General features: G+C 56.4%; 23 protein-coding genes. 15 read left to right on the top strand and 8 right to left on the bottom strand.

Annotated elements, in window-relative coordinates:
• Positions 1-83: 83 nt before the first annotated feature.
• From ACTF5G_RS03950 to ACTF5G_RS03915, 8 genes are all read right to left on the bottom strand, one after another.
• A complete protein-coding gene (locus tag ACTF5G_RS03950; protein ID WP_438951515.1) occupies positions 84-1205 on the bottom strand; it encodes an MBOAT family O-acyltransferase in 1122 nt (373 codons plus the stop codon).
• Positions 1202-2116: a hypothetical protein gene (locus ACTF5G_RS03945; protein WP_438951514.1), complete on the bottom strand. Its 915-nt coding sequence runs from the start codon at positions 2114-2116 to the stop codon at positions 1202-1204. The genes ACTF5G_RS03950 and ACTF5G_RS03945 overlap by 4 nt, the downstream gene beginning before the upstream one ends.
• A complete protein-coding gene (locus tag ACTF5G_RS03940; protein ID WP_438951513.1) occupies positions 2095-3930 on the bottom strand; it encodes an AMP-binding protein in 1836 nt (611 codons plus the stop codon). Before ACTF5G_RS03940 ends, ACTF5G_RS03945 begins: the two co-directional genes overlap by 22 nt.
• Before the next feature lie 17 nt (positions 3931-3947).
• Complete coding sequence (locus ACTF5G_RS03935; RefSeq protein ID WP_438951512.1) at positions 3948-6662, bottom strand: class I adenylate-forming enzyme family protein; 2715 nt, start codon at positions 6660-6662, stop codon at positions 3948-3950.
• A gap of 281 nt (positions 6663-6943) precedes the next feature.
• On the bottom strand, positions 6944-7738 hold the full coding sequence (locus tag ACTF5G_RS03930) for a gamma-glutamyl-gamma-aminobutyrate hydrolase family protein (protein WP_438951511.1): 795 nt from the start codon (positions 7736-7738) through the stop codon (positions 6944-6946).
• A 65-nt stretch (positions 7739-7803) separates the two neighbouring features.
• Positions 7804-8988 carry a CaiB/BaiF CoA transferase family protein gene (locus ACTF5G_RS03925; RefSeq protein WP_438951520.1) on the bottom strand — a complete coding sequence of 395 codons (1185 nt, stop codon included), beginning with the start codon at positions 8986-8988 and terminating at the stop codon, positions 7804-7806.
• Between the two features lie 22 nt (positions 8989-9010).
• A complete protein-coding gene (locus ACTF5G_RS03920) occupies positions 9011-9241 on the bottom strand; it encodes a hypothetical protein (protein WP_438951510.1) in 231 nt (76 codons plus the stop codon).
• A gap of 24 nt (positions 9242-9265) precedes the next feature.
• Positions 9266-9901: an AEC family transporter gene (locus tag ACTF5G_RS03915; protein WP_438951509.1), complete on the bottom strand. Its 636-nt coding sequence runs from the start codon at positions 9899-9901 to the stop codon at positions 9266-9268.
• Positions 9902-10039: 138 nt separating this feature from the next.
• Between ACTF5G_RS03915 and ACTF5G_RS03910 the strand changes: the two genes are divergently transcribed.
• The 15 genes from ACTF5G_RS03910 (at position 10040) to ACTF5G_RS03840 (ending at position 25287) form a co-directional block, all read left to right on the top strand.
• Positions 10040-11467 carry a hypothetical protein gene (locus ACTF5G_RS03910; protein ID WP_438951508.1) on the top strand — a complete coding sequence of 476 codons (1428 nt, stop codon included), beginning with the start codon at positions 10040-10042 and terminating at the stop codon, positions 11465-11467.
• Positions 11468-11477: 10 nt separating this feature from the next.
• Entirely contained in the window at positions 11478-12224 is a 747-nt protein-coding gene (locus tag ACTF5G_RS03905; RefSeq protein WP_438951507.1) for a hypothetical protein, read from the top strand.
• 43 nt (positions 12225-12267) lie between these two features.
• Entirely contained in the window at positions 12268-13410 is a 1143-nt protein-coding gene (locus tag ACTF5G_RS03900) for a hypothetical protein (protein ID WP_438951506.1), read from the top strand.
• 5 nt (positions 13411-13415) lie between these two features.
• Positions 13416-14915, top strand: a complete 1500-nt coding sequence (locus tag ACTF5G_RS03895; protein WP_438951505.1) for a hypothetical protein — start codon at positions 13416-13418, stop codon at positions 14913-14915.
• Positions 14912-16972 (top strand): PEGA domain-containing protein, encoded by a 2061-nt coding sequence (locus ACTF5G_RS03890; RefSeq protein WP_438951504.1) that lies wholly within the window; start codon positions 14912-14914, stop codon positions 16970-16972. Before ACTF5G_RS03895 ends, ACTF5G_RS03890 begins: the two co-directional genes overlap by 4 nt.
• 3 nt (positions 16973-16975) lie before the next feature.
• Positions 16976-17242 carry a hypothetical protein gene (locus tag ACTF5G_RS03885; protein ID WP_438951503.1) on the top strand — a complete coding sequence of 89 codons (267 nt, stop codon included), beginning with the start codon at positions 16976-16978 and terminating at the stop codon, positions 17240-17242.
• A gap of 72 nt (positions 17243-17314) precedes the next feature.
• Positions 17315-18112 (top strand): MotA/TolQ/ExbB proton channel family protein, encoded by a 798-nt coding sequence (locus ACTF5G_RS03880; RefSeq protein ID WP_438951502.1) that lies wholly within the window; start codon positions 17315-17317, stop codon positions 18110-18112.
• Positions 18113-18132: 20 nt separating this feature from the next.
• Positions 18133-19443, top strand: a complete 1311-nt coding sequence (locus ACTF5G_RS03875; RefSeq protein WP_438951501.1) for a hypothetical protein — start codon at positions 18133-18135, stop codon at positions 19441-19443.
• Position 19444: 1 nt separating this feature from the next.
• Entirely contained in the window at positions 19445-20509 is a 1065-nt protein-coding gene (locus tag ACTF5G_RS03870) for a VWA domain-containing protein (protein ID WP_438951500.1), read from the top strand.
• Complete coding sequence (locus ACTF5G_RS03865; RefSeq protein ID WP_438951499.1) at positions 20506-21513, top strand: VWA domain-containing protein; 1008 nt, start codon at positions 20506-20508, stop codon at positions 21511-21513. Before ACTF5G_RS03870 ends, ACTF5G_RS03865 begins: the two co-directional genes overlap by 4 nt.
• A 3-nt stretch (positions 21514-21516) precedes the next feature.
• On the top strand, positions 21517-22197 hold the full coding sequence (locus ACTF5G_RS03860) for a hypothetical protein (RefSeq protein ID WP_438951498.1): 681 nt from the start codon (positions 21517-21519) through the stop codon (positions 22195-22197).
• Positions 22194-22865 carry a hypothetical protein gene (locus tag ACTF5G_RS03855; protein ID WP_438951497.1) on the top strand — a complete coding sequence of 224 codons (672 nt, stop codon included), beginning with the start codon at positions 22194-22196 and terminating at the stop codon, positions 22863-22865. Before ACTF5G_RS03860 ends, ACTF5G_RS03855 begins: the two co-directional genes overlap by 4 nt.
• Positions 22862-24289: a M48 family metalloprotease gene (locus ACTF5G_RS03850; protein WP_438951496.1), complete on the top strand. Its 1428-nt coding sequence runs from the start codon at positions 22862-22864 to the stop codon at positions 24287-24289. Before ACTF5G_RS03855 ends, ACTF5G_RS03850 begins: the two co-directional genes overlap by 4 nt.
• A gap of 87 nt (positions 24290-24376) precedes the next feature.
• A complete protein-coding gene (locus tag ACTF5G_RS03845) occupies positions 24377-24565 on the top strand; it encodes a hypothetical protein (protein ID WP_438951495.1) in 189 nt (62 codons plus the stop codon).
• Between the two features lie 227 nt (positions 24566-24792).
• Positions 24793-25287, top strand: coding sequence for a DUF3237 domain-containing protein (locus ACTF5G_RS03840; protein ID WP_438951494.1), 495 nt, complete (start codon positions 24793-24795; stop codon positions 25285-25287).
• The last annotated feature ends 5 nt before the right edge of the window (positions 25288-25292 follow it).

Here is a 25292-nt window from a genome sequence, read left to right as displayed (position 1 = left end):
CAGCGAGGCATAAAAAAACCCGGTCAGTGCATCGAGAAACCACCCCGGCAATCGATATGTCAGTCGCTTGAACCGATTGATCATCACTTTATCCACAATAATACCCGCCAGTAGTGCAACGATTCCGCCAATGTATCCACGCTGGTCAGGGCAAAGCTGGCCAGCACAAAGTGCAGGGTAAACAACCAGCACAGCAAGGCCCAACAACCGGCAACAGGGGATGCCAGAATTGCCCCTCGCAGTCTGGTTTTTTTCCAAGCATGGCAGCAGGCAATCCCGATTCCATGCCAGGCACCCCAGAACAGATAGCGCCAGGACAGCTCATGCCAGATACCCAGCACCAACATACTGCCCAGTGCGGCAAAAAACGGGCTTCTGGTCATGGAAATCACCGGCATATAGACATACTCGCGACACCAGCTGGAAAGGGAAATATGCCAGCGACGCCAAAAATCCATGATATCGCGGGCAACAAAAGGTGCATTGAAATTCTCCATCACCCTGAAGCCCAACAGCAGGGCAAAACCAATGGCGATGTCGGAATAGCCTGCGAATTTAACGTACAGGGATGCACCGTAACCCAGCAGCGAACAATAGTGATATATCCAGCTTTCGGGGTTCAGCGAGTCAACCCAGTTCATCCATTTCCTGTCCACCAGATAGGTACCGAGAATCACCAGTTTGGCATAACCCAACAGCATTCTTTGCAGCCCTGTGAAAAAGACTTCCGAATCCCAGCGACGCCGGGCCAGATCCCGTTGAAAGGGAGTAAATCTGTGGATAGGCCCTACCTGCAGGGTGGGCAAAAACCACAACCAGGTGATCAACTCGTGCCAGCGAACAGTACGGGTGTTGCACTTGATACTTTCCAGCAACAGGTGAATGACCCGCAGCAGGTAAAAGGCCAAACCGAGAAATACCAGATCATTTTCCAGCCGATATTGCTGGTCAAAAAAACGGTACAAAAGAAAAAACAGGATATTAAAAAACAGGACGGCCAGCACAACACCTTGCCGATTCTTGCAGGTGATAACGGCAAGCCCCGTAAGCATGGTCACCACTATCAGCACCAGCATTGAATACGGTGCATATAACATCATGAAAACAAAGGCGCAGAGAACCATCCAACCCGGTTGCCAGGCACGGTTGAACAGCCATGAACCCGCCACCGTCACAGCCACCCAGGACAACATGGCGAGACTCACGGTGTCGATGGCAACCTCTCTTCGATCAACTGAACCAACTGACGCGTTCGAACGGCCTGCCCCAACGAATTAGGATGACTGCCATCACAGTAGTGATCGTCGGGCATGACTGATCCCAACTCAATCAACGGGATATTCTGCTCCGACAACACCGAGGACAATGCTCGCTGGTAATTTTCCAGGTTGTCTGAAACCAGTTTTTCAAGTGATATAGCTCTGGGCAACCTCAGAACCACCACAACGTCTGCGGAGGCATTTAACGAACGCAAAAACGCCAATGCCTCACCAGACAAGACAGTTCCATAGCGATATCGCCAATTCAGTGCATCGGCTTTCCTACTAATTTGTCGGGCATTTTGCAATTTACAGTTCTGGTTTGTCGTTTCTACAGGTCCTGGTCCGTCGCTTTCCGGTCGTTCCACAGGGCCAGCCTGCTGGGTGGCCCGTGCGGATGTTTTCACCAGTTTCCCTAACTGCCTCCTGCCGTAATGAATTGCCAGCCTCAGAATACTTTTAATACTCTTTTCGGGCTGATCCCAAATATTATCGCCAGTCAAAACTCCCTGGTTTATCACTATGATCTTGAATCGCCGGGTCTGGTCAGACGATATTGCTGTGAAATCATTGTAGCGCCCCCACGGCAATCCGAATTTGGCCCAGGTATAACCCTCGCCAAACAAATCCGGCTGATCATTGTGGCCGGGGGGAGACTGGGCAAGCAGCGAATCGCCTAATATCAGAATATCCGGAGGGGTATCCCACTTGCCCAGTTGCCGGTGGGAGTCGGGTACGACGGTGAGCATACGCAACAACTCCCATTGAAAAAAATGAACAGCCCCGCCAGCCAGCAGCATCAGTAACAACCAGCCGCAAGCCCAGCACCAGGGCCTCAGGTATCGGGGGAGTGACACTGGCCAACCTTCAGATGACAGAGCTCAATTGCCTTTCCCAGAGAATCAATCTGCATGATCTCCCGGGGAGAAAGGCGGATACCAAACTGCTTCTCCAGAGCAACCACCAGTTCCATGTGGGCCAGCGAATCCCAGCCAACAGTGTTTTCCGGGCCGGATGTGAGTTCCAGATCGGCCGCCGAACGCTTGAAGCTACTGGCAGCAAGGGACAAAACCGTTTTGTCGAGACGCCCGTCTGTACCCTCATTGCCTGTTCCTGCGAGCAACAGATCAAGCTGTGCGCGGGCGCTGTACAGCAGATTTTTTCCGGCCGGTCCTTTATCCAGGGCATCCACAAGGAAGATCCGCCGGGGCACTTTGTACTCGGACAAATGCTCCCGACACCAATTGATTAGAGTATTTTCAGACAGGACATCTTCAGCCACCACCAGCGCTGCCACCCACTCTCCCCAGTCTTTATCAGCCACACCGAGCACGATGGACTCAACGACACCGGCATACTGGTTAAGACAGGCGGAAACTGCTTCCGGTGAGATGTTGCGCCCGCCGGACACAATCAGATTTTTCAGACGGCCCACCAGCTCAATATGCCCGCCGGGAAGCTGGCGCACCAGGTCACCGGTCCGGAACCAGCCATCCTGCAGGACAGCTGCTGTGGCCTGCTCGTCAAATTGGTAACCCTCCATCAGTTGATCACTGGCGAGTTGCAATTCCCCCGCTTCTCCCTCAGCCACAGCGGCACCTGTCTGATCAGTGATCCGGACAGCGCAGTTGACCGGCAAGCCCAGGGTGCCCACTTTCCGGCTCAACGGATCAGGTCCGCAAAACAGCGCTGACGAGACCGTTTCGGACAAACCGTACATATTGAGTACAGCCACACCAAACACCGCTTCAAACTTATCCCAAAGGGCCTGTTCCAGATGTCCTGCTGTGCAGACAAGCATGCGGAGTTCTGGGCTTCGGAGGTTTTCAGCAAAATCCGCCCCCAGGCGCAACATCAATGACAGCATGGTGGGCACGGCAATCATGTGTGTGATCCGCTCGCGATAAATACTGTCCATCACAGCCTGTACCGTATTGGCTGAAAAAACCGGCGGTCGGCAAACCATGCTTCCGGAAGCCCAGGCAAGCAAAGGTCCCTGGATAAATCCATCGGCGTGACTGAGGGGCAGCCCATTAAGGAGCCGGTCATCCGCCGTCAGGCCATATCGGGAAATAAAAACCGCCATCTGGGCCAGTAACGCCCGGCAACTGATCCGGACGCCCTTCGGTTCGGACGTCGTACCGGAAGTAAAAATCAGGTAAGCCAGTTGGCCGGCATCATAGCCATCGATGGTCATCGGTGTTGTGCCTTGCGCCATGGCAGGCCAATCGTTACAGGCTTCGGAAGGCTGACGGCCTTTTAGCAAACGGTTAAAAAGAGACCCTTTCGGCTGATCCGGCACAACTCTCAATACCGGCACCTCCAGAGCCGCCAACTGCCAGGCCTCTAGCAGCGCGTCTTCGGCAATTACGGCCGAAATACCGGTGCGCTCAATGATCGGCTGCATTTCCGGGAGGGGCGAATCGGGATTGACAATAACCGGGGGCCGCCCGATGCAGACAAGAGCAGTCAACAGCGACGCGGCCTCCCTCTCGCTGCGAACGGCTACCAGCACCACGTTACCCTGCCCGACACCCGACGTGGCACACCAAGCCAACAGCGCTGCCTGCCGCTGACGCTGCTCGCCGTAGGTCAGACTGCTAACCTTGTCCCGATACCAGAGCTTATCCAGTGGTTGTGACTCGGCAATAGATGACAAAGTGGATTCCATGAAATTTCCCTTCTCCTTTAAATCAAATCGTTAATCAGTGCTGAAAGCCCGCCGCGCCGCAACTTGCCATTGCTATTGCGTGGCAACGAAGCCGGCTGGCACCAAACCTCCGGAATCTGCCGGGCTGGCAGGGATAAGCCATGTCGGGCCATAAACTCCTGACGAACTGCCTCCAGAGGTCGCGCAGCAACAATCAGCGCAGTCAGTTTTCCGGGGTTGCCACCCAGGCTCACAGCCGCATCACTCACGTCCTCCAGAGACGACAGGAGTTCCTCCAGGTGCTGGGGATAGAAACGACTGCCATCACGCAGCTTGATGGCGTCATCCTCTCGACCCAGCAACACCAGGTGCCCCGACGCATCCCAGCGCCCATGATCGCCGGTCCACAACCAGCCATCATGGAATACCGCCTGACTGGCGGCTTCATTGTTCAGGTAGCCACTCATCAGTTGCGTAGAGCGGACCCGGATTGTGCCTGCCGTTTCCCGGCCGGCAACCTTTCCGCAATTGTCGACAATCTGTACCAGGGCATTCCGGGTCGGGACCCCCAGAGTACCTATTGCCTCAGTCTGGCCCGGCACCGGAGCACAACAGATACCACCGGTTTCCGTCAGCCCGTAATAGTCGGCGATGGGGTACCCGAGTATTTTCTCTGCCTGTTCCTGGAGGGATGAATGAAGCGTCGCACCCGTCACCAGAATCTGCCTGAGTTGCTCAGATGGGGGTATATCCCCTCGCGAGATCAGCACCTGCAACCAGGCGGGCACCGTCGTTATGACAGACACACCGGCAGTTGCGCCCTGGGCCCAGGTCATCAGTGGATGTCTGTTTGTTCGTGGATCGGGCACCAGGATGGTTGACCCGACAAACAATGCAGCAAGGCAGGTATTGCGCAAACCGCTCATCATGGAAAGCGGCCCCAGGGACAACAAGGTATCAGACGAAGTCCATCCATAATGTTCCGCCATTTCCCAACCGCTATTGCACAATGCTCTCTGGGATAGCATCACGCCCTTCGGCTCACCCGTACTGCCGGAAGTGAAAAGAATTGTCCCCGTTATGTCAGGATTTGACTCAGAGGACAGAGGGGACCCGTCCAGAGCTTCCGCGACCCACACCGAAAACTCCTCTGTCGCTTCAAAGGCAGCAGCTGCATCATCCAGAAGGACCACGGGCACAGCCGGGGAAACGCGAAGCTCGGATCGATCAGTAAATAGAAGTTTTGCTTCAGACTGGCCCAGTAGTTGCTCAACACCGTCCCCGGGCAACTCCGGATCCAGAGGTACGATCGTCATGCCCCCCAGCCACGCAGCCCAGACTACCAGCAGGGCCTCGGGATGATGCTGGCTGAGGATAGCCACCCGGTCTCCCGGTCGTATCCCTGCTGTATGAAGGCGCCGGCGAATGCCCTCAATAATGAAATCAGCCTCACCAAACGTAAGGCAACTGTCGTCAGCCAGCCACCTGAGAAGCCGGCGGCTACCATAGTGCTGCCTGGCATGCTCCCAAAGCTCGGCAAACGACTGGGGACGCCATTCCGGTACCGAACCAAAACCGTGGTAATGCTGCAGGGTCGACATCGCCGGCGAAATGACTGCCGGATGGAGTATCTCTCTGCCACAGAGCTGACGTGCCAGTGCTCTGGTCTCCCCCAAAGGGAGTTCCATCGACACTGCGATTTGTGACAGGCTCAGATTTTGGGCCGCGTACCAGATAAACAGGGATTCGTCCGTGCTCAGCGTTGCGCCACAATGCTCCAATCTTTGCAGATAACAGGGGTGCCGTTGCAATAATTCCTGTGACCTGCCGCTCAAAGTGGTCGGAGACAATCGCACCTCACAAGTACTCAGGTTGATATCCAGCAACGGATTTTTGATAAACCGGGCCTGTGAAATGAAAGCCCATTCATTACCCGGCTGCAGCATACTGCCTTCAAGTTCCCGTGGTCCGATCATCAATAGGCCATTGTAATGGGCCGTCTCACTGTCATCTTTTAGCGGCAACGGCTCAGCAAGCGCAAACAGAGAGACTTCCGGAAGTAACCACGAAGATCTTGAGCTATCCCGCAACAATTGATCCAGCCATGCCTTCCACTCACGGCCATGGTATTGGTGACAACCCCGTTCAAAGAACGGATCCGGCTCGGTATTCGACAGGTGTATATGGGGAAATAACAACACACCGTCATTGCGGCAGACACGCAAGATCTCTGGGATGAAGCTCAGATGATTATACCGGTGCAAAGAATCGAGGCCATGAACCAGCGAAACTGCGCCCGTCTGAATAGGCAGTGCCCGGCCCGGATGGGAGAACACAATATCTAGATTTGGCGCACGGCGCCGGCTACCCAGCCAATAGTCAAACCCCCGATAACCAAGAACATTGCTGTTTCCCTCCCACAGTGAGATCACCTGCTGCTCGGGAAACAGCCCGGCGAGTAGCTCTCCACTCCAACCCGTCCGGCACCAGGTATCCAGAATCACATCCCCAGGCTGCAATACTTTTTTCAACAGCGGGATAAACGGATAAATTGCACGGGTGGACTCGTTAAATGGCTGGAAAGCTGCATAAAGATCTACCTGACCTCGGGTTTTTTTCAACTTAAGAAAGTCCCGGTACTCCTGATCAGCAAGGAAGTACATATCCTCCAGACCAGACAACCATGATGCCAGCGATCCCGGTGGCAGTGGTCTCGCCTCGGAAAACAGGGGAAGTCCTCTGCATACCGGCACAGCTACCCAGCAGCAAGGGCAACACAATGCCCCTGTATCAAGATCGGCGCCAGCGGTACCGGCATTCATGTCTATTAGGTGATAACTGCATCGGCATGAAGGACAGCAAAGCAGCGAGGCGGTTATTCTCTTCATAATTGAACTGTCAAAATAATGATCCCGAACACAGGGCAAATTTAATGATTCGAAGGCATCGCTGCAATATAGCCCGGATCACCAAAAGTCGGGTTTAACAAAAATTGCTGATCGATTCGAGTAGCTCTGAAACCAGCTCTAACTATTTACCGGTCTCTCTGGCTGCCAGCAGTCCTTCTCTGGCGAATCGCATCGCCAAATGCCCTGAATAGCGCAGTATAAAAAACGTCTTCCGGATATTGCCACTCCGGGTGAAATTGCACGCCGACGGCGTAGCGGCTGTGATCCGTCAGCCGCACTGCTTCCACCAGTCCGACCGGTGCGACGGCTTCCACTTCCAAGCCCTCCGCCAGCCGGTGAATGTCCTGGCTGTGAACTGAGTTGACCCGTACCTCCCGAGACCCGGCGAGGGTGGCCAGCAGCCCGCCCGGCGTCAGCGCAATGCGGTGAGCATAATCGTACTGGCCCTCCCTAGAAAGATTCCGGTCTTCCCGGTGATCCAGCATACCCGGCACTTCATGCACATACTGATAAAGTGAGCCGCCCAGAGCCACATTCAATTCCTGCATACCACGGCAGACCGGAAAGAGTGGAATATTCCGCGCAATGGCGCGGCGAATCAACGGCAATGCCGTAGCATCGCGCTGGCGATCCAGTAGGTTACCGGAACGGCTTGGCTGGCCATAATAATCCGGATCCACATTGGAAACATTGCCCGTGAGAAACAGCCCGTCCAGCGAATCCAGCACGTCATCCGGAGCACAGAAGTCCGCAAGAGAAGACAGATCCCGACCGGCAGCCACCGCAGGCAACAAAACCGGTCTGACGCCGGCACCATGGGCCAGCGCATTGATATATTTTTCGCCGCTGCCATGAAAGGGATGCAGCCCCTGCATCACCACATCACAGGGAATACTCACCACCGGCCAGTGTTCAGCCATACTCGATACACTCCCGTATTACTTGAAGAAAAGCAGCTGAGAAAAACCAGCGACACCCGGCAAGTTTAAATAACACCCTCTGCCTTCAGCTGCTGCAGGGCAGTTTCATCCAGCCCCAGCAACTCGCCCAACACCTCGGCGTTGTGGCTGCCCACCCCGGAACCGGGCCAACGGGTGCTGCCGGGGGTCTCACTGAGGCGGGGGATCATCGCCGGAATTTTCAGCGGCTCACCATTGATTTCCACCTGCTCGAACAGACCCCGCGCATTAAAGTGGGGATCCGCCAGCATATCGCCGGCGTGATAAATCGGCCCCGCAGGCACCCGCTGCTCGGTCAGCAACACCAGCAGTTCTGCACTGGAAAGCTCGCGACACCAGGCCGACAGGGCACTGTCGATCTCCCGTTCGCACTCCACCCTGCCGGCATTATCAGCACAGCGGGGATCGTTCGCCAGATCCGGTCTGCACGCCGCCAGCATCAATCGTTTGAAGATGGAGTCGCCATTGCCGCCGATCACCACGTATTTGCCATCGGCGCAGCGGTAGGTGTTGGTGGGTACGATGCCGGTCACAGTGGTACCGGAGGGTTCCCGGATGATACCGGCGCCATCGTATTCCGGCACCACGGCCTCCAGGAGATTGAACATCGCCTCGTAGAGCGCCACATCCACCACCTGCCCCACCCCGCTGGACTGCCTGGACAGCAGCGCCAGCGCCACACCGAATGCCGCATGCAACCCGGCGATACTGTCGCCAATGCTGAGATTGGGTCGCACCGGGGCCTCGCCGGGAAAGCCATTCAGGTAACGAAAGCCACTGATCCCTTCACACACCGAGGCAAAACCGGGCCTGTTTGCATAGGGGCCGGTCTGGCCGTAGCCGGAAATACGGGTGTAGACCAAACCGGGGTTGGATTGCTTGAATTGCTCCGGTCCCAGCTCCCAGGCTTCCATGACCCCCGGCCGGAAATTCTCGATCACCACGTCGGCCCCGTCGATCAGCTGCTTTGCCAACTGCCGCCCCCGCGCCGTCTTCAAATCCAGGGTAATGCATTTCTTGTTGCGCCCGAGGCTCCGCCACCACAGGGATGTACCATCCCTGACCTCCCGCCAGTTGCGCAGCGGGTCGCCCTTCCCGGGGGGTTCGATCTTGATCACCTCGGCCCCGAAATAGGCCAGCAGCGCCCCGGCAAAGGGTCCGGCCAATAATTGACCGAGTTCGATCACCCGGTATCCTGACAAAGGCTTCATCTCAGTCACAGCTTTCTCCCGCTTATAGCAACACAGCCAACAGCAATGGTACGGCAACCAGCGCCATGACTGTGGAGGCCACCACAACACCCGCCACGGCCGTCGGCTCCCGATCATACTTCAGGGCCAGCAGATAATTGAATACCGCCGCCGGCATAATGACCTGCAACAGCACCACACCCCGGGCAGTACCGGTAATGTCCAGCCACTCGACTGCCAGCCAGGCAATCACCAACCCGCCACAGATGCGCAAAGTCGAGTATCCCAGACTCCGCCACTATCCCGACGTGCTCAGGGTGGAGAGGGAAACCCCCAGCGTGATCAGCATCAGCGGAATGGTGAACCCGGCCAGCAGTTCGACAGCGGCATCAATCCATCGCGGTAATACGACGTTACCTGCCAGCAGAATGAGCCCGACAATCACCGTCAGTATCAACGGCTGAAAGGCAAAGCCTTTCAAGATTGACCAGATATTGCCGGATTGCCTGTCGAGTAGCGGGATGCCAAATACCATCATGGCAGTCATCTGTTCGATGAAAAAGCCCACCGCTAGTGCCAGCCCTTCCTGGCCAAAGGCAAACAGGCAAAGCGGCAATCCCATATTGCCATTGTTGGGAAACGTCACCGATGGCAGCAGCGCCCTGAGATTTCCACCCGCGGCACGAATGGCCGCCCAACCCAGCAATGCTGTGCCCGCAAGGACAATCGCTGCGGCAACGGCAACCTCGGAAAATTCCGACCCTGAAATCTTCGACCCGCTGATCGCGGAGACCACCAGACAGGGCGCACCGATATTCATCACGGCACGGGTGACGAACTCCGCGGCGCAGGGCACCCGGGAACGCCCCCAACAATAACCAATACCGATGGCAATCAGTACCGGAGCCATCACATTCCAGAGCGCCAGAAACATTATTTCTTGATCCCCGATGATTCATCTGCCCAGAGCGTTATACTGCATCTGTGCAGCTCGTGAGAATGGAACATACCGCAAGGAACCTTCACCTGCCAGCCATCTCTAAGACCATTAGCGTTCACTGGGCTTTTCACTATGGGGCATCCTCTAAAATTTATTGCCAGCGTGCTGATGCCACTGCTCATCTCCGGCAGCCTGCTCGCTGCAAATGCTGACATACCGCAAACAAACACCCCCGAACAGGGTACTGAAAGATACGACTCTAACAGCGGGGGTCCTGAGGCCAGCCCGAAATCCGACCAGCCTGCGCTTCACATTGAAGAAGCAGCTTCACAACCAGCAGCACAAGTACAAGCAGCACAGATTATTGCCGATTACCAGTCTGCCATTGATCAACGCAAAGCTCTGGCTGGCCCCTTTGATCCAGAATTATCGGAATTGACCTTCGCACTGGGCAAAACCCTGCAACGCCAAAACCGTCTGGACGAAGCCATTCAGGCCTTCCAGCATGCCATGTACGTGAATCGTGTTAATGATGGTGTTTACAGCCTGTCGCAGGAACCCATGTTGCGTGGCATGATCGACACCCACATCCAACTTGGACATATCAGTGATGCCGCCGAGAGCTATCAGAAACTCCTCTGGCTGCACCGTAAAACCTATGGTGCCGATGATCCCCGTATTCTCCCACTGCTGGACGAAATCGGACAATGGCATTTGCGAGTCTATAATGCCCGGGGGCGCAGAGACGATCTCTACCATCTCAATATTGCCCACGACGCTTATAATCAGGCTCTGGCAATTACCGCGCAGCAACACGGGCCGGATCATCTCAGCATGACCGGGCTGCTATACAACTCGGCAATGACGGCCTACTACCTCCACACGCATGAGCGAAAGCATGCCAACAGTTGGGACAACACCGACCTGCTGTCTGAACGGTTTTCGCAAACGCGCTGGGTGGCTGACGACCCGTTTCTCAGCAAAAACTATTTTCAGAACGGTCGCAGAGCGAACGCCAAAATGCTCGATATTCTGGAACAGGACCCCTCGGTATCAGCGGCAGATAAAGCCACCGGTTATGTCAAAACAGGCGATTGGCTGATGTTATTCAATCTCACCGGACCGGCCATTGAAGCCTACCAAAAGGCCTATAGCGTCTTGCAGAACACCAACGATGCCGCTCTGGTCACGGCATTACTGGGTGAACCAAAAATGCTGCCGAGACCTATTGATTCAGGAATACAGGGAGCTGAGTCTCTCGCGGTCGCTGAAAATGCTTCTGCTGAATTCTCGTCGCAAGAGCTAAAGAACCCGACGGATGAATTGGTGGAAGTCGCGACTGACCAACCGAAACCCGAGGCCTATGTGATGCTATCGGTTGATATCTCCGAAAAAGGGCAGCCCCGTAAAATCACTACCCTCAGCATTCATCCGGAAGGCGCTCAGGGGTTCGAAAGCCGGGCGAGAAAAACCATTATTGATACCAAATTCAGACCGCGATTCGACAATGGCCAACCCGTGCCAACCGAAGCATTGCCGGTCAAGGTCCTGATACAGTAGTCTACCACTGATGAATCGATCAATACTCATAACTTTACTCGGCATGGCCCTGCTCAGCGCGACGGGCTGTCAAAACCCGACACAATCCACTTCTCAGTCACAGCAGTCTCCGCAATCGCAAGACCAGGCTACACCGACGGAGGAGGCCACCGAGCAGGAGAGCGCCGCGAAGGCAGCCTCGACGACTGAGACCAATGCGGCGAGCAAAACCACCGATACGGCTAAGGCCAGCGATGCGAGTGAGGCCAATCCCGACCAGAGCAGTACCGCCGATCAGGCGGCACCTCCCCCGGGCGGTGCGCTCAGCACGGAGGAAGAAATCGCGGTGCTCGATCAGCAGTTGGATGTCTTCATGGCTGTATTCGACGGTATGATCATGGATGCAAGAGCTGCCGCTGCCGAACGGGAGCAGGAGGGTGATGCTGAAGGAGCGCCTGCCGGCGCGGGAGGGCCCCTGTTTGAAGAGGCTGATATCACTGAGGAACTCGGAGGTGGCCCATTGGGCGGGGCAGGGGATGAAGAGGCCAACGGACCGGGCAGTGCCAGCCAACCACCGTCAGGCCAAACCACGACCTATGGTGGAGATGGCGGAATCATCGGACGCAGCGGCGGCAGTCCAGTTCCTGCCGACGTTCCCGATGGCAGCGACGACGATATTGTCGCACGTCAAATCCGCGAAGCCGCCATGAAAGAACAGGACCCGGCGTTGAGAGAAAAACTCTGGGATGAATACCGCAAATATAAAGAGGGGCGATAAAAGATTGGTCAGCTGGGAGCTTCTGTTAAAACGGGTTTTCGTCTTGTCTGCACTACTGTTATTGGCAGCCTGCAGTACCAACCGGGTGACCAGTACGGTCGTGACGCCGCTGGAACAGCAGACTGCGCCTGTGGTGGAATCACAGTTACTCGACCTGGCTGTGCTGCCCTTCGACCCCGGACTGGACAACATCGAATCGGACGATACCAGCGTCTCGCCAACTGTACGCACGGCCGAGGCACAGTATCTGCCGAACCAGCTGGCCGCGACCATTCAGTCAACCGGCGCTTGGGGGGCGGTGCGATTGGTACCCGGCAGGGAAACGGTCACTGAGGTCTACGTGGCCGGAAAAATTGTCACTTCCAACGGCGAAACGCTGGCACTGGACATTACCGTCACCGATTCCAGCAACCGCCACTGGTATACCAAGTCCTACACCGAAACAGTGGGCAACTATGCCTACAACCGACAAAACCAGTTACAGCGCGACCCGTTTCAGGGCCTCTATAACCGGATTGCCAACGATCTGCTGGAATATCGCCAGCAGATGAATTCGGCACACGTCAAAAAGTTGCGCACCATTGCAGAACTGCGTTTTGCTCGCGATTTCTCACCGGAAGCCTTCAGCGATCACATTCGGGAACCACCCGGCGGCCAGCTGGAAATCAGCCGTTTGCCGGCGGAAGATGACCCCATTCTGCAGCGTATCCGGCAAATCCGGCAGCGCGACTACCTGTTCATCGACACCATGCAGGAACATTACGATGCCTTCACCCGCCGTATGGAAAACCCCTATCAGGAATGGCGGGCCGCTAGTTATGACGAGCTGGTGGCGCTCAGGGAGCTGAAACGCCAATCCCGCAATCGCACCATTGCCGGGGTGGCAGCAATTGTCGGTGGTATTCTGGCCTCTGGCAGCAACAACGGCTCCGGTCGCGCAGCCGGGGCAGTGGCTATCGGTGGCGGGGCATTACTAGTGAAAAGTGGTCTGTCAAAAAGGGCCGAACTACAAATTCACCAGGACACTCTCGCCGAGCTCGCCCAGTCACTTGAGGCCGAAATAGAACCGCGGGTGATCGAGCTGGAAGATCGCACAATTACCCTGTCCGGAAATGCTGCTGCCCAGTACGCACAATGGAAAACCCTGCTGCGGGAGATCTATCAGGCGGAACGCGGTGGAATCTGAGCCTCATGACTGTGAGTAACGACCAGGACCCGATCAAACCGACCGATATAGCGTTTACCCCTATCACCACCGGGGATAGCAAAAAAGCGGATAGCCTGCCCTGGCAACAACAGCGCACCACCTGGGCTGCGTTGGCCATCTGTGTGTTACTGGCACTGTTGGTCATCTTTGTTCTTCCGGCAATGATTCAGCCACCGAACACCACCCCGGTGCCCATTTCATCCGACGGCCCCACTACCGTGACGACTGAATCGCCATTCCGCGATGCGCAGCTGGCCACGGCAAGGCGTGCGGCACAGGATGTACTGAGCAAAATTCTGGAAAAACAGGCCTTTCTCGATGGCAAAAATGTAGACCGCTGGGACAAGGAAACCTTTGACAAGGCACTTGCGATTGCTGCGACCGGCGATAACCACTATCGCCAGCGCGCCTTTGATCAGGCTCATGACGCTTATCAAACAGCGCTCGATCAACTCACCGCACTGGAAACGGCCATTCCCCAGCGGGTCAGCGACGCACTGGCGGCGGGACAAGCCGCACTCAATAACGGTGATGCAGAAAAAGCAACTCGACAGTTTGAACAGGCGCAGGCCATTGACCCGGACAATGCCGAGGCGGCACGCGGCCTGGCCAGAGCCAAAGTGCTGGATCAGGTTGCCGAGCTGGTGGCCGAAGCTGCCATCGCCCGACAAAATAATGACCTGTCCCAGGCCAGAACACTCTACCGGAAAGCGCTGGAACTGGATGCTGACCACACACCTGCTGCTGTCGGCCTGGAAAGCGTTAACGCCGAAATCCTCAATAACCAATTCAATGAGGCCATGAGTCGTGGCTACACCGCGCTGGAACGCAACCAGCTGGACAGTGCAAAAGCGGCTTTCAACCAGGCACTGCAGCTAAAGCCGGGGTTCCCGGCGGCCCGCAGCGGTCTCACGCAGGCATCCAGTGCCGACACCAAACAGACCCTGCAATCCTTGCTGAGCGAGGCAACAGCGCTGGAAAGCCGCGAGCAGTGGCATCAGGCTCGGGATACCTATGCCAGGGTCATGGCAATCGACAGTTCTGTGTTGGAAGCCAGGCTGGGGCAGATTCGCAGTGCTGCCCGCGCACAACTGGATGACCAGATTCGCAAAATACTTGATCAACCGCTGCGCCTGTCATCCGATAATGTACGGCAAGAGGCTCAACGGATTCTGGCGGATGCACGAGTCATCAAGTCCCCCGGCACCAGGCTGCAGGAACAGATCGGTCGCCTGGATCAAACCGTTGCAACGGCCACCACCCCGGTTCAGGTGGAGCTGGTGTCCGATGAGGATACCCTGGTCACACTCTACCGACAGGGCGAACTGGGCAAATTTCAGCGCAAGCAGATCTCACTGATTCCCGGAAAATACGTCGCTGTGGGAACCCGCCGCGGCTATCGGGATGTGCGGATAGAGTTCCAGCTTGGTCCGGAGGGACTCAGTCAACCGGTGGTAGTGATCTGCGAGGATCCAATCTCGTGACCGATCATCGGCAACAGCCTCAGGCTATCGAGCCGGCAACGTTTGTGCCTCTGGGCGAGACCGCTGCCAGCAGACGTTTCACCATCAAACCCCTGACAGGCATCATCGCTGCAGGACTACTGGTGAGCGGACTGACCCTGGGGTTTCTGTTCACGGCCAAATCGGTGGTTGTACAAATCAACCCCGCCAGCGCCGACATCTCGATCAGCGGTGGCATTACTTTCAAACTCGCTGACCACTATCTGATTCGTCCGGGGGATTATCGGATAAACGCCACAGCTGAAGGCTACCTGCCCTTCCAACAGGCCTTTTCCGTCGGTCCCGACAAGCATCAGCTGCTGGAACTGGCGATGGCTAAAAAACCGGGACATCTGGAGCTCACGAGTACCCCCACTGGTGCAGCGGTGCTGGTGAACGGGGAGTCTGTGGGGAAAACACCCCTGACGGTTCGCGACCTGCCGCCGGGCGACCATCAACTGGTCGTCCAGGCTCTGCGCTATTCTCCCGTAGAAGAGACGGTGACCATCGTCGGCCTGGATCGCACCCAGTCACTGGCAGTGACACTGCAACAGGCCTGGGGACAAATTGAACTGAGCTCTCGACCCAGTGGAGCCGAAGTTATTGTCGACGGGGAATCGCGAGGTCGCACACCTCTGACCACAGAATTGCTTGCGGCGGGCGAGGACGTTCTTGTACAGCTGGAAGGATTCAAAACCTGGCAGAAAAAGCTGCGCGTCGGCGTGGGCGAAACCCTGACACTGCCAGAGATCATTTTCGAGCCCGCTGATGCAACCGTCTCGGTGACCAGCTCACCGAACGGCGCCACCGTAACGGTAAAAGGCACCTATCGGGGGGTCACACCGCTGGATCTGGCATTGCCGCCGGACCAGGCACACCAATTATCCTTTTTTGCCAACGGCTATGTCACCCGCAAACAGGCGCTGACGCTCTCTGCTGGCGAGAAAAGGCAACTGTCGATCACCCTAAATGCCAGCATGGGGAAGATCCAGGTAGCCGCCACGCCAGGAGATGCCACTGTCTGGATCGACGGGGTATCAAAAGGCAAACCGGGCCAGACCTTCAGCCTGCCTGCCCGCGCCCACCGGATAGAAATTCGCAAGCCCGGTTACGCCACTGAAACGCGCACCATTACCCCGAAACCGGGACTCGATCAACTGGTACAGGTAACGCTGCTCACTGAGGAGGCAGCCAGGTGGGCCAACACGCCCACCAGCATTACCAGCAAGGCGGGACAGTCATTGACGTTATTCCGGCCCGAGGACAGTTTCACGATGGGCGCACCGCGCCGCGAAACCGGTCGGCGCGCCAATGAGGTGTTGCGCGAAGTTCGGCTGACCCGCCCGTTTTATCTCGCCACCAAAGAAGTGACCAACCAGCAGTTCAAACAGTTTTCCCGGCAGCACAGCTCATCGCATGTGCGCGGCACCACACTGGATCAACCCGAACAACCGGTGGTCAATGTCAGCTGGGATCAGACTGCCCGTTATTGTAACTGGCTGAGTGCCAGGGAAAATCTGGCACCCTTCTACACGGAATCGGGCGGCAAAATCACCGGTACCAACCCCACCGCAAATGGCTACCGCCTGCCCACTGAAGCGGAATGGGCCTGGGCGGCCAGAGCCACCTCCGGCGGGGCAAAACGCTTTGGCTGGGGACAGCAATTTCCACCGGCCGACGGCGCCGGAAATTTTGCCGACAGCAGCGCCTCAAGAATGGCTGACCAGGTCATCACCGGCTATAACGACGGTTTTGCCGTCTCTGCCCCGGTGGGTAGCTTTTCACCCAATCACCGGGGACTGTACGATCTGGAGGGCAACGTGGCAGAGTGGGTCAATGATTATTATGGTATTGAGTTCAGCCTCGGCACCGGGGCTGAAAAAGATCCCGGCGGCCCAGCATCAGGTGAATTTCGTGTGATTCGCGGCGCCAGCTGGCGTCATGGCAACATCATTCAGTTGCGCCTGTCCTACCGCGATTACGGTCTCGATGGCCGGGACGATTTGGGCTTCAGGGTCGCACGCAGCGTGGGGAGATAACTTATGGTGCTAAAGACACGCAGGACGTGCCTCGCGGCACTACTGGCAGGCTGGCTATCGGTTGGCCTGATCGCCAGCGCCGATGAACCGGAATCGGGACAGGCGTCAGGCAAAGAACCGGGCAAAAAACAGCAACCCACCACAGAAATATCCGGGCAGCCGTCGGTAACACCGGCTCCGACAGGCACCCCAAAGCGGATAACTCCGGACTTTTCCCCAACGGAAGAAATTTCCGAGGATGTTGCCATCCCCTTTCCGGTGGATATATGACACTCTCTCTCGGCCATCACCAACCTGACAGCCACCATCAACCCGGCCCGGGTATTTGCGGAGTAGCCACCCATGCGGAATAACACCTCCTCGGAGTTTCTCTATCAACTGTTCGCCCTGATTCTGGCCCTGATTCTGGTGCACAGTTTCTATGTAACGCTGATCCGTCCCAATGCCAATGCCATTTTACAGGAGCAGTTGGCGCGAGAAGCGGCGGGCGAAGCCTATGTGGCAGAGCGCTCTTTTTACATTGTGGTAAAGGATTACGAACAGGAGGCCTGCTTTATTCTGATGCTGTGGGCCTTTGCCATCATGGGTTACAAGGCCCGCCGCACCCTCAATGAGCGGAAGCTGCTGTCCCTGCAGCTGCTGGGTGTCAGTGAAGGCAGTCGTGTGCTACCGGAGGACGCACGACAGATGTCCCGCCCCGTTCAGGCCCTGCCCGCGGCGCAGCAAGGCTTTTTGCTACCTCGGGCACTGTTGGCGGCACTGCAACGCTTCGGCTCCACACGCAATATTCAGGATGTCTCCAGTGCCGTGGGCGAGGTACTGGATACCGAATCCGACCGACTCGACTCGGAATTATCCATGGTGCGCTATATCGCCTGGGCCATCCCCTCCATCGGATTCATCGGTACGGTTCGTGGTATCGGGGAAGCACTCAGCCAGGCGCATAAAGCGGTCGAAGGAGACATTGCCGGTGTCACAGCCAGTCTGGGGGTAGCCTTCAACTCCACCTTCATTGCGTTGGTTATCAGCATTGTGGTGATGTTCATGCTGCATCAACTGCAGCTGCTCCAGGAGCGGCTGGTGCTGGATACCCACAGCTACTGCGACAGCAACTTGCTGCGCCACCTGAAAACCGACTGACCAGTGGAACTGACTGAATCATGAGTGTTGCCATCATCGAATTGAACGACGCAGGCATTTGCTGTGTGAATGACCGGGGGGACCTGACAGTCAGTCCCGGCTATGCATTGCTCACTCCTGAGGGTGTTGCCACCGGTGACGCTGCTCTGCAACGCGCCTACCTGGAACCACAACAGAGTTTCAACCAGTACTGGTGGCAGCTCAATCTGTCGCCCCTGCCCGTCACCAGTAAACAGGCGCGTCACTACGCCGACCTGGCCTACGCACAACTGCTGGCCTTGCACCGCGACAGCGGTCATCCGGAGCAGGTGATCTTTGCTGTGCCCGGCAGTTTTGATCGGGGGCAGTTGTCTCTCCTGCTGGGGCTGGTGAAAGCCTCGCCATTTGAGGCAACCGGCTTGGTGGATGCCGCTGTCGCAGCCGCCAGCCGCATTGACGCAACCGGTACAGTGGCCCACCTGGACATCCAGCTCCACCAGGCCGTGATCACCCGACTTGATGTGAGGCAGCAGATTGAACGCACCGCTGTGGAAGTCGTCAGCAACGTTGGCCTGAAAGCCTTCCATGACCTCTGGACACAATACATCGCCAATCAGTTTATCCGGCAATATCGCTATGATCCGCTGCATACCGCCGCCGGTGAACAACAGCTTTACAACCGTCTGCCCGCCTGGTTATCGGCACTTCACAAGCAGGCAGAAATCACCGCCGAGCTGGATAGCCCCCAAGGGCATTTCCGACTGGTACTCAGTCGCAACGAACTATTGGCCAGCGGCGCATCGCGACTCCAGTTGCTGCGGGACAAACTGTCGGACCTGAAAGCCCACGGTGAAACCCTGCTGCTCAGTCACCGTGCTGCGCAATTGCCAGGCCTGCGGGAGGACCTTGCCCCATCGGCCACCCTGGATCAGAACGCCGCCATTAATGGTTGTCTGGATCACCTCGAAGTCATCACCGGTAACCCTGAAAATCTGCACTTTATTACCCGGCTTCCAGCCAGGCTTGTTGCCGCCAACGCAGTAGCAGCGATAAACGAACAGGATCACCAGCCAGTTGTTACGCGATCAAACGGGGCCGCCGATGCCACTCACGTACTTTACCGCCACCGGGCCCATGCCATCGGCAATCGTCTGGCGATTACACGGGAGGCTGATCAATTGCATTTTGCGCAGGGCAGCGATGGCGACTGTTGCCTGATTCACGAGCACGGCAAGTTGGCACTCAAAACCCAACGTTCCACCGTGACCGTGGCGGGAGACCACAGCGATCTCCGGGCCGGTGACAGCCTCCAGATTGACGGCGATCAGCTGGACCTGATCGAGGTGACCTGATTTGCGCCGCTCGAAACACAGGATAAGTGCCTTCAGCCTATCGTTTCTTGACATTATGGCCTGTGGTTTTGGCGCGGTTACCCTGCTTTTTCTGATTCTAAAACATGACGTAACCACCCTGGAATCCGCTGACCCCCTGCTGAATGCAGAGGTGAATCTGCTTGAAGAGGATTTGCGGGTCGGCGAGAAAGCGCTGGTTGAGTTGCGCAACAGCCTGGCGCGGATCGATGAATCGCTGGTGGAAGCGCAGGGGTTATCGGCAAGGGTAGTCGCCGATATCGAAAAGACCCGTCGCGAACTCAACGCCCAGGCGGACCCGGAACAGCAAATCGAAACCTTGCGCAAGCAGGTCGAAACCCTGGAGCGGGAAACTGCCAACCTCCGGGAACAGGGCAGTGCCGACAATGTTCGACAGTTTATCGGCGATGGTGAACGGCAGTATCTGACCGGCCTGAAACTGGGCGGAAGACAGATCCTGATCCTAGTGGATGCCTCAGCCAGCATGCTGTCGGACTCCATCGTCAACGTCATCCGACGTCGCAACATGAGCGATTCCGTCAAACGAAATTCCGAGAAGTGGCAACGGGCCATCCGTACCACCGAATGGCTGGTGGCACAATTACCACAGGAGAGCCGCTACCAGATCTACGTGTTCAATACGTCAGCCGAGGCGGTCGCGGGCGACGACCGGCGCTGGCGAGATACCGCCGACCGCCGGGGCCTCGATAGTGCCATCGAAAAACTGTCACAGCTAGTGCCCACCGGGGGCAGCAGTCTGATCAATGCGTTTGTGGCCATTAACAGTTTCGATACCCCACCGGATAACCTGTTTTTAATCACCGATGGCCTGCCTACCCAGGGCAGGAAACCCTCGGGGTTCAAAACCATCACCGGGCGGGATCGCCTGAAACTGTTTGCCGAGGCCACACAGATATTACCCCGTCGGCTACCCGTCAATGTGCTGCTGTTCCCGATGGAAGGCGATCCCATGGCGGCCGCCAGTTTCTGGCAGCTTGGCCTCTCCAGCCAGGGCTCTTTCATGAGCCCCTCCAGAGAGTGGCCATGAGTCTCCGCCGGCGCAGAGAGCGGGGCAATACGGCCGAAATCAGCATTTCGTTTCTGGACGTCATCAGCTGCGGCTTCGGCGCCATCGTGCTGCTATTGCTGATTGCCAAAACCGTCGACTCGACGGCTTTCGAGGACTCGGTGCAACCGGCAGAAGGCAGCGTGGCGGAACTACAACAACAGGTCTTCGAAATACACGGGGAAGCGCGCATATTGAACCGCGACCTACTGTCGAAGGAAGAGCAGCTATCGGATATTCGCCAGCGCATCGCCCGCTTGCAATCCGAGCTGGCCAGCGTCCGCCGACAGCGGGATGCCGTGGCGCAATCGGATACCACCGAGCAGGATAAGCTGACCCTGGCCCTGCAGGTGCTCACTGAAGAGATGGCACGCTTAAAGGCCCGACAGACGCCGGATAAACAATCATTGATTGGCGGCATACCGGTGGACAGTGAATACATCGTATTCATCATCGACACCTCTGGCAGCATGTTCAATTTTGCCTGGCCACGACTGCGCCAGGAAATGCTCAATATTCTCAATATCTATCCGAAGGTAAAAGGTATCCAGGTGATGAACGACATGGGGGGCTATATGTTCTCCACCTATCGCGACAAATGGATTCCCGATACGCCGGCCCGGCGCAAGGCGATTATCGACCGACTGGCCAGTTGGACGCCGTTCAGCAACTCCAGTCCGGTGGAAGGCGTTCAGCACGCTATTCGCCGGTTCTATGCACCGGACCGGAAAATCAGTCTCTATGTACTCGGCGACGATTTCACCGGACAGTCCATAGCCGAGGTGCTGAACAGTGTCGAAAAAATCAATCGGGAGGGGCGCAGTGGACAGCAGCTGGTTCGTATCCACACGATCGGTTTCCCGGTACATTTCATGGTCAAGGGTGGCAATTTGCAGACAGCATCGAGATTTGCTGCACTGATGCGCGACCTGAGCTATCGTAACGGAGGAACTTTCGTCGGGCTGAACGGCCTCAAACCTGAGTGATCTATGACAAACCCCCATGCGTCAATTAAAGTGTGCTGTCGGGCCCTGTGGCGGCTGATAGCCGCACGCTTGCTGCCAATAACCGCTGCAGCCACTCTGCTGGCTGGCTGTAGCACCAATGTGGTTGTCAATAGCGACTACCCCACCGCACTGGTTATCAGACAGCCCATCAGTGTCGGCCTGGTTCTCGATAACAGCTTCAGCAGTTACCGTTTTACCAGCGAGAAGGACAATCGACAGACGATTACCATGGCATTGGGCGAATCCCAGGTAAAGCTTTTCAACCGGGTATTCTCGGATATGTTTCAGAACAGCGCGACCCTGCAAACCCTGCCCGGCGGACAGAGCAAGCTGGATTTGATGATCGTACCCGAGATCACAGAAGTTCAGCTGGCAACACCCATGGAAACCCAGCTGAATGTCTACGAAGTGTGGCTGAAATACAATCTGAAAGTCTACGATGGCAACGGCCAGCCGATTGCAGACTGGATGATGAGTGCCTACGGAAAAACCCAGAGCCGTTTTCTCAAATCGGATGAAGAAGCGCTGAACCAGGCCACAGTGTTAGCGCTGCGGGATGCAGGGGCACGACTGCTGACCGGCTTTCAGCAAATACCGGAAATTCGCCAGTGGCTGGTCAATCGCCAGCCCCCCGCCAAATTGAGCCGGAGCACTGCCCCTTGAAAAGTGCTATCCCCTGGCTACTGTTATCCATGCTCGCGGTCAGTGCCTGTGGCACGTCCACCCGGGTCGATGAATATCGCCCGTCCGGCACCCTGTTGCCGTTGAATGGAAATGAAAAGGTGGTAGTGGTCGGTCGGCGACACAGAGGGGAATATGAAACCGACCCGGACTTCATCCATTGTATCGGCACCAGACTCGCCAATCGGGGACAGCTAACAGTGATGCCCGAGCAACAGTTTCTCGACAGTTTCTATCCCTGGTTTGAACCGCGTATGGCACCACTCGGGCTCAGGCGCATGGGAGGCATGCTGGAAGATTCACTGATCGGCAAGCGGGTGCGAGAACTGGGCATACGCTACATGATCTGGGTGGACGGCAATATCGAGACGACGGAAAAAAGTGGTGCCATCAGCTGTGCAGTCGCCCTCGGTGGCGGTGGCTGCTTCGGTTTTTCATCCTGGGACAAGGCCGCCAATTATGAAGCCGTGATCTGGGACCTCGACAAACTGGGCGAGAAAGGGCGGGTTCAAGTAGACAGCAAGGGTTCCTCGTATTTGCTGGCAGTGGGGGCGCCGATCCCCTTTGTCGCCAGGGTCCAGAGTGAAGCCTGCGATGGGATCGGCAGCAGGCTTCAGAGCTTTTTTACTTCGGTCGGCTCCAGCCCGTGACATTTGCCATGCGACAGGGTTTACCACAACGCAGCGTCCTCCTTTTTATGGCTCTGGTGAGTTGCTGTTGCACTGCGATGGCTGCGGGCAAGCCCCCGGAAACACCCGAGGAAATGCACCGTGAAATCATCGCCAACATGCCACTGGTGGAGGGCAAACTGGCTGATTACGTCAATCAGGTTGGCCAGCGTATTGTCCGCCAGTCCGATAAGCCGCAGGACCCATTCACGTTCACGGTGATCGACCATCCGGATATCAATGCATTCGCATTGCCCGACGGCTATATTTATATCCACCGGGGCCTGATTGGCTACCTCAACTCTGAAGCTCAGCTGGCAGCGGTACTGGCCCATGAAATCGGCCACGTCACCGCCGCACACCACGCCCGTCAGAAACGAGCCCAGACCGGTTCAAAAGTTGTTTCGGGACTACTGGCCATTTTTACCCGCAGTATGGAGGTGGGCCAGGCCAGTGCACTGTGGGGCGCCTCCATGGTCAGCGGTTACGGGCGGGATATGGAGCTTGAAGCCGACGAGATCGGCAGCCGTTATCTGTATAAGTCCGGCTATGACCCCCAGGCCATGATCGAAGTGATCAGCATGTTGAAAGATCATGAACGGCTGGAGAAAAAACGCGCCCAGGAGGCCGGTCGTGAACCCCAGACCTACCACGGTCTGTTTGCCACCCACCCGCGGAATGACCAGAGGCTGCGCGAAGTTGTCGGCAAAGCGGGAACCATTCCGAATGACATGAACGCGGAACAGAACATCACCGCCTTTCGCATTGCCACCCAGGGCATGATCTGGGGCGAAAATTTTGCCACACGGGAACTGCCGGAGAACACCTATCTGAATAAAGAGCTTGCCTTTATGGTGTATTTCCCCAAGGGCTGGCAATTCAGCGAACAACCGCCGCTGGTGAACGCCGGCAACGAGGCAGGCGATACAAAAATCGCCCTAACAGCGATGAATCGCACCAGGGTCAGTCCGGATCAGTTCATCAAACAACAGCTGGGTATCCCCCTGCTCAAACAGTCTGAATCCCTCGTCCAATTTCAGCTGCAGGGTCACACCGGGCTGATACCCGGTGCCCAGGGACAACCGGATCAAAGGCTGGCGGTGATCTACTATGGCTACCGCGCCTTTGTATTCAAGGGAGCGCTCCAGCACAACGCCGATCAGGCGCTGGGCAATCGGCAATTGATGGAGATCATTGGCAGCTTCCGGCCCGTATCGAAGCACAGTTTCCAGCCCACCGAAGCCAAAACCATTGACTACGTGAAAGCGACCAAAAACAGCACCTTTGCCCTGTTGGCACAGCACCTCAAACTGGGCAAGTACGGCGAAGATGAGTTGCGTATCATCAATAACCATTATCCGGTGGGAGAACCGGAACCCGGCGAGTGGCTAAAAATTATTCGCTAGGGCCTGAAACAGACGCATTGTCATGGTATTGCCATCCCCTGTTCATACTGATGCGTCATACTGGATCGGTCATCCAGGAGGTGAGCCATGAACCCGATCCACAGAGAAACCTGTCGAGCAATGCCAAAAACAGCAATTCCTGAACATATCCCGTTACCGGAACTCATGTGTCGCGACCCTGCATCCCGTCGCGAAGCGGTAGACCACGAGGGGACTGATGACCACGTCACCTGTCTGGAAAAAATCGTCCTGAACAGTGATCTCGATTTTTTCTAGACTTTTCCCGCAGCCCTCCCCCTGCGCCCTTTTCACCCGGCAGGGCATACTGTACTGCTCATTTAAAAAACGCTACGATACAAAACGCTACAGCGTACTTTATTGCAAGCATTGGATCATTGTCTGTTCGTTAACCTCGACCGATCATCACTGCAACAAAGAGTGGTCTAAACTGTAGGCCAGATCCTTGAGCGACATCGACAAACCGCACCACTAGAGAGAGCTTAATGATGGCCAGGCGCAACAATTTGCAACCCAGCACCCAACTGACCACCCAGTACATCATGACGTATCTGGCACCGCTGGATCCGCCCGTATCGATTGACTCGGGAATGATGGTTGTCAATGTGCGTCCCGGTGGCTGGGCCAAAGGCCCCGACATCAATGGTCAATTCATTGCCCCAGGTGCCGACTGGCTGCGTATCATGCCAAGTGGCGCCTTCCGACTTGATGTGAGGGGACTGATCGAGACAGATGACGGTGCCCATATCTATATGAGCTACAACGGTATCATCAAAAATTCGGTCGAGAGCGCAGAACGACTCGGCAATGGCGAGTTGCTGACCGATAATGATATTCCCTACTTTATCGCTGCGCCCACATTTCAGACCTCGGCGGAGAAATACGCCTGGCTCAACGATGTTCAATGCATCAACAAGATGACGGAAATCCAGTTTGGACCCGAAGGGTACGTCAAGTACGATGTTTTTCTTGTCAGCTAAGTTTT

The organism is Porticoccus sp., assembly GCF_965660005.1.
Lineage (GTDB): Bacteria > Pseudomonadota > Gammaproteobacteria > Pseudomonadales > Porticoccaceae > Porticoccus.
This window is presented reverse-complemented; position numbering and strand designations above follow the sequence as displayed.

Excerpts from the sequence above, each read along its gene's own strand:
- ACTF5G_RS03905 (WP_438951507.1), top strand. The coding sequence starts at position 11,478 with ATGAATCGATCAATACTCATAACTTTACTCGGCATGGCCCTGCTCAGC.
- ACTF5G_RS03910 (WP_438951508.1), top strand. The coding sequence starts at position 10,040 with ATGGGGCATCCTCTAAAATTTATTGCCAGCGTGCTGATGCCACTGCTC.
- ACTF5G_RS03875 (WP_438951501.1), top strand. The coding sequence starts at position 18,133 with ATGAGTGTTGCCATCATCGAATTGAACGACGCAGGCATTTGCTGTGTG.
- ACTF5G_RS03840 (WP_438951494.1), top strand. The coding sequence starts at position 24,793 with ATGATGGCCAGGCGCAACAATTTGCAACCCAGCACCCAACTGACCACC.
- ACTF5G_RS03845 (WP_438951495.1), top strand. The coding sequence starts at position 24,377 with ATGAACCCGATCCACAGAGAAACCTGTCGAGCAATGCCAAAAACAGCA.
- ACTF5G_RS03860 (WP_438951498.1), top strand. The coding sequence starts at position 21,517 with ATGACAAACCCCCATGCGTCAATTAAAGTGTGCTGTCGGGCCCTGTGG.
- ACTF5G_RS03880 (WP_438951502.1), top strand. The coding sequence starts at position 17,315 with ATGCGGAATAACACCTCCTCGGAGTTTCTCTATCAACTGTTCGCCCTG.
- ACTF5G_RS03865 (WP_438951499.1), top strand. The coding sequence starts at position 20,506 with ATGAGTCTCCGCCGGCGCAGAGAGCGGGGCAATACGGCCGAAATCAGC.
- ACTF5G_RS03925 (WP_438951520.1), bottom strand. The coding sequence starts at position 8,988 with ATGAAGCCTTTGTCAGGATACCGGGTGATCGAACTCGGTCAATTATTG.
- ACTF5G_RS03895 (WP_438951505.1), top strand. The coding sequence starts at position 13,416 with ATGACTGTGAGTAACGACCAGGACCCGATCAAACCGACCGATATAGCG.
- ACTF5G_RS03915 (WP_438951509.1), bottom strand. The coding sequence starts at position 9,901 with ATGTTTCTGGCGCTCTGGAATGTGATGGCTCCGGTACTGATTGCCATC.
- ACTF5G_RS03930 (WP_438951511.1), bottom strand. The coding sequence starts at position 7,738 with ATGGCTGAACACTGGCCGGTGGTGAGTATTCCCTGTGATGTGGTGATG.
- ACTF5G_RS03940 (WP_438951513.1), bottom strand. The coding sequence starts at position 3,930 with ATGGAATCCACTTTGTCATCTATTGCCGAGTCACAACCACTGGATAAG.
- ACTF5G_RS03885 (WP_438951503.1), top strand. The coding sequence starts at position 16,976 with ATGGTGCTAAAGACACGCAGGACGTGCCTCGCGGCACTACTGGCAGGC.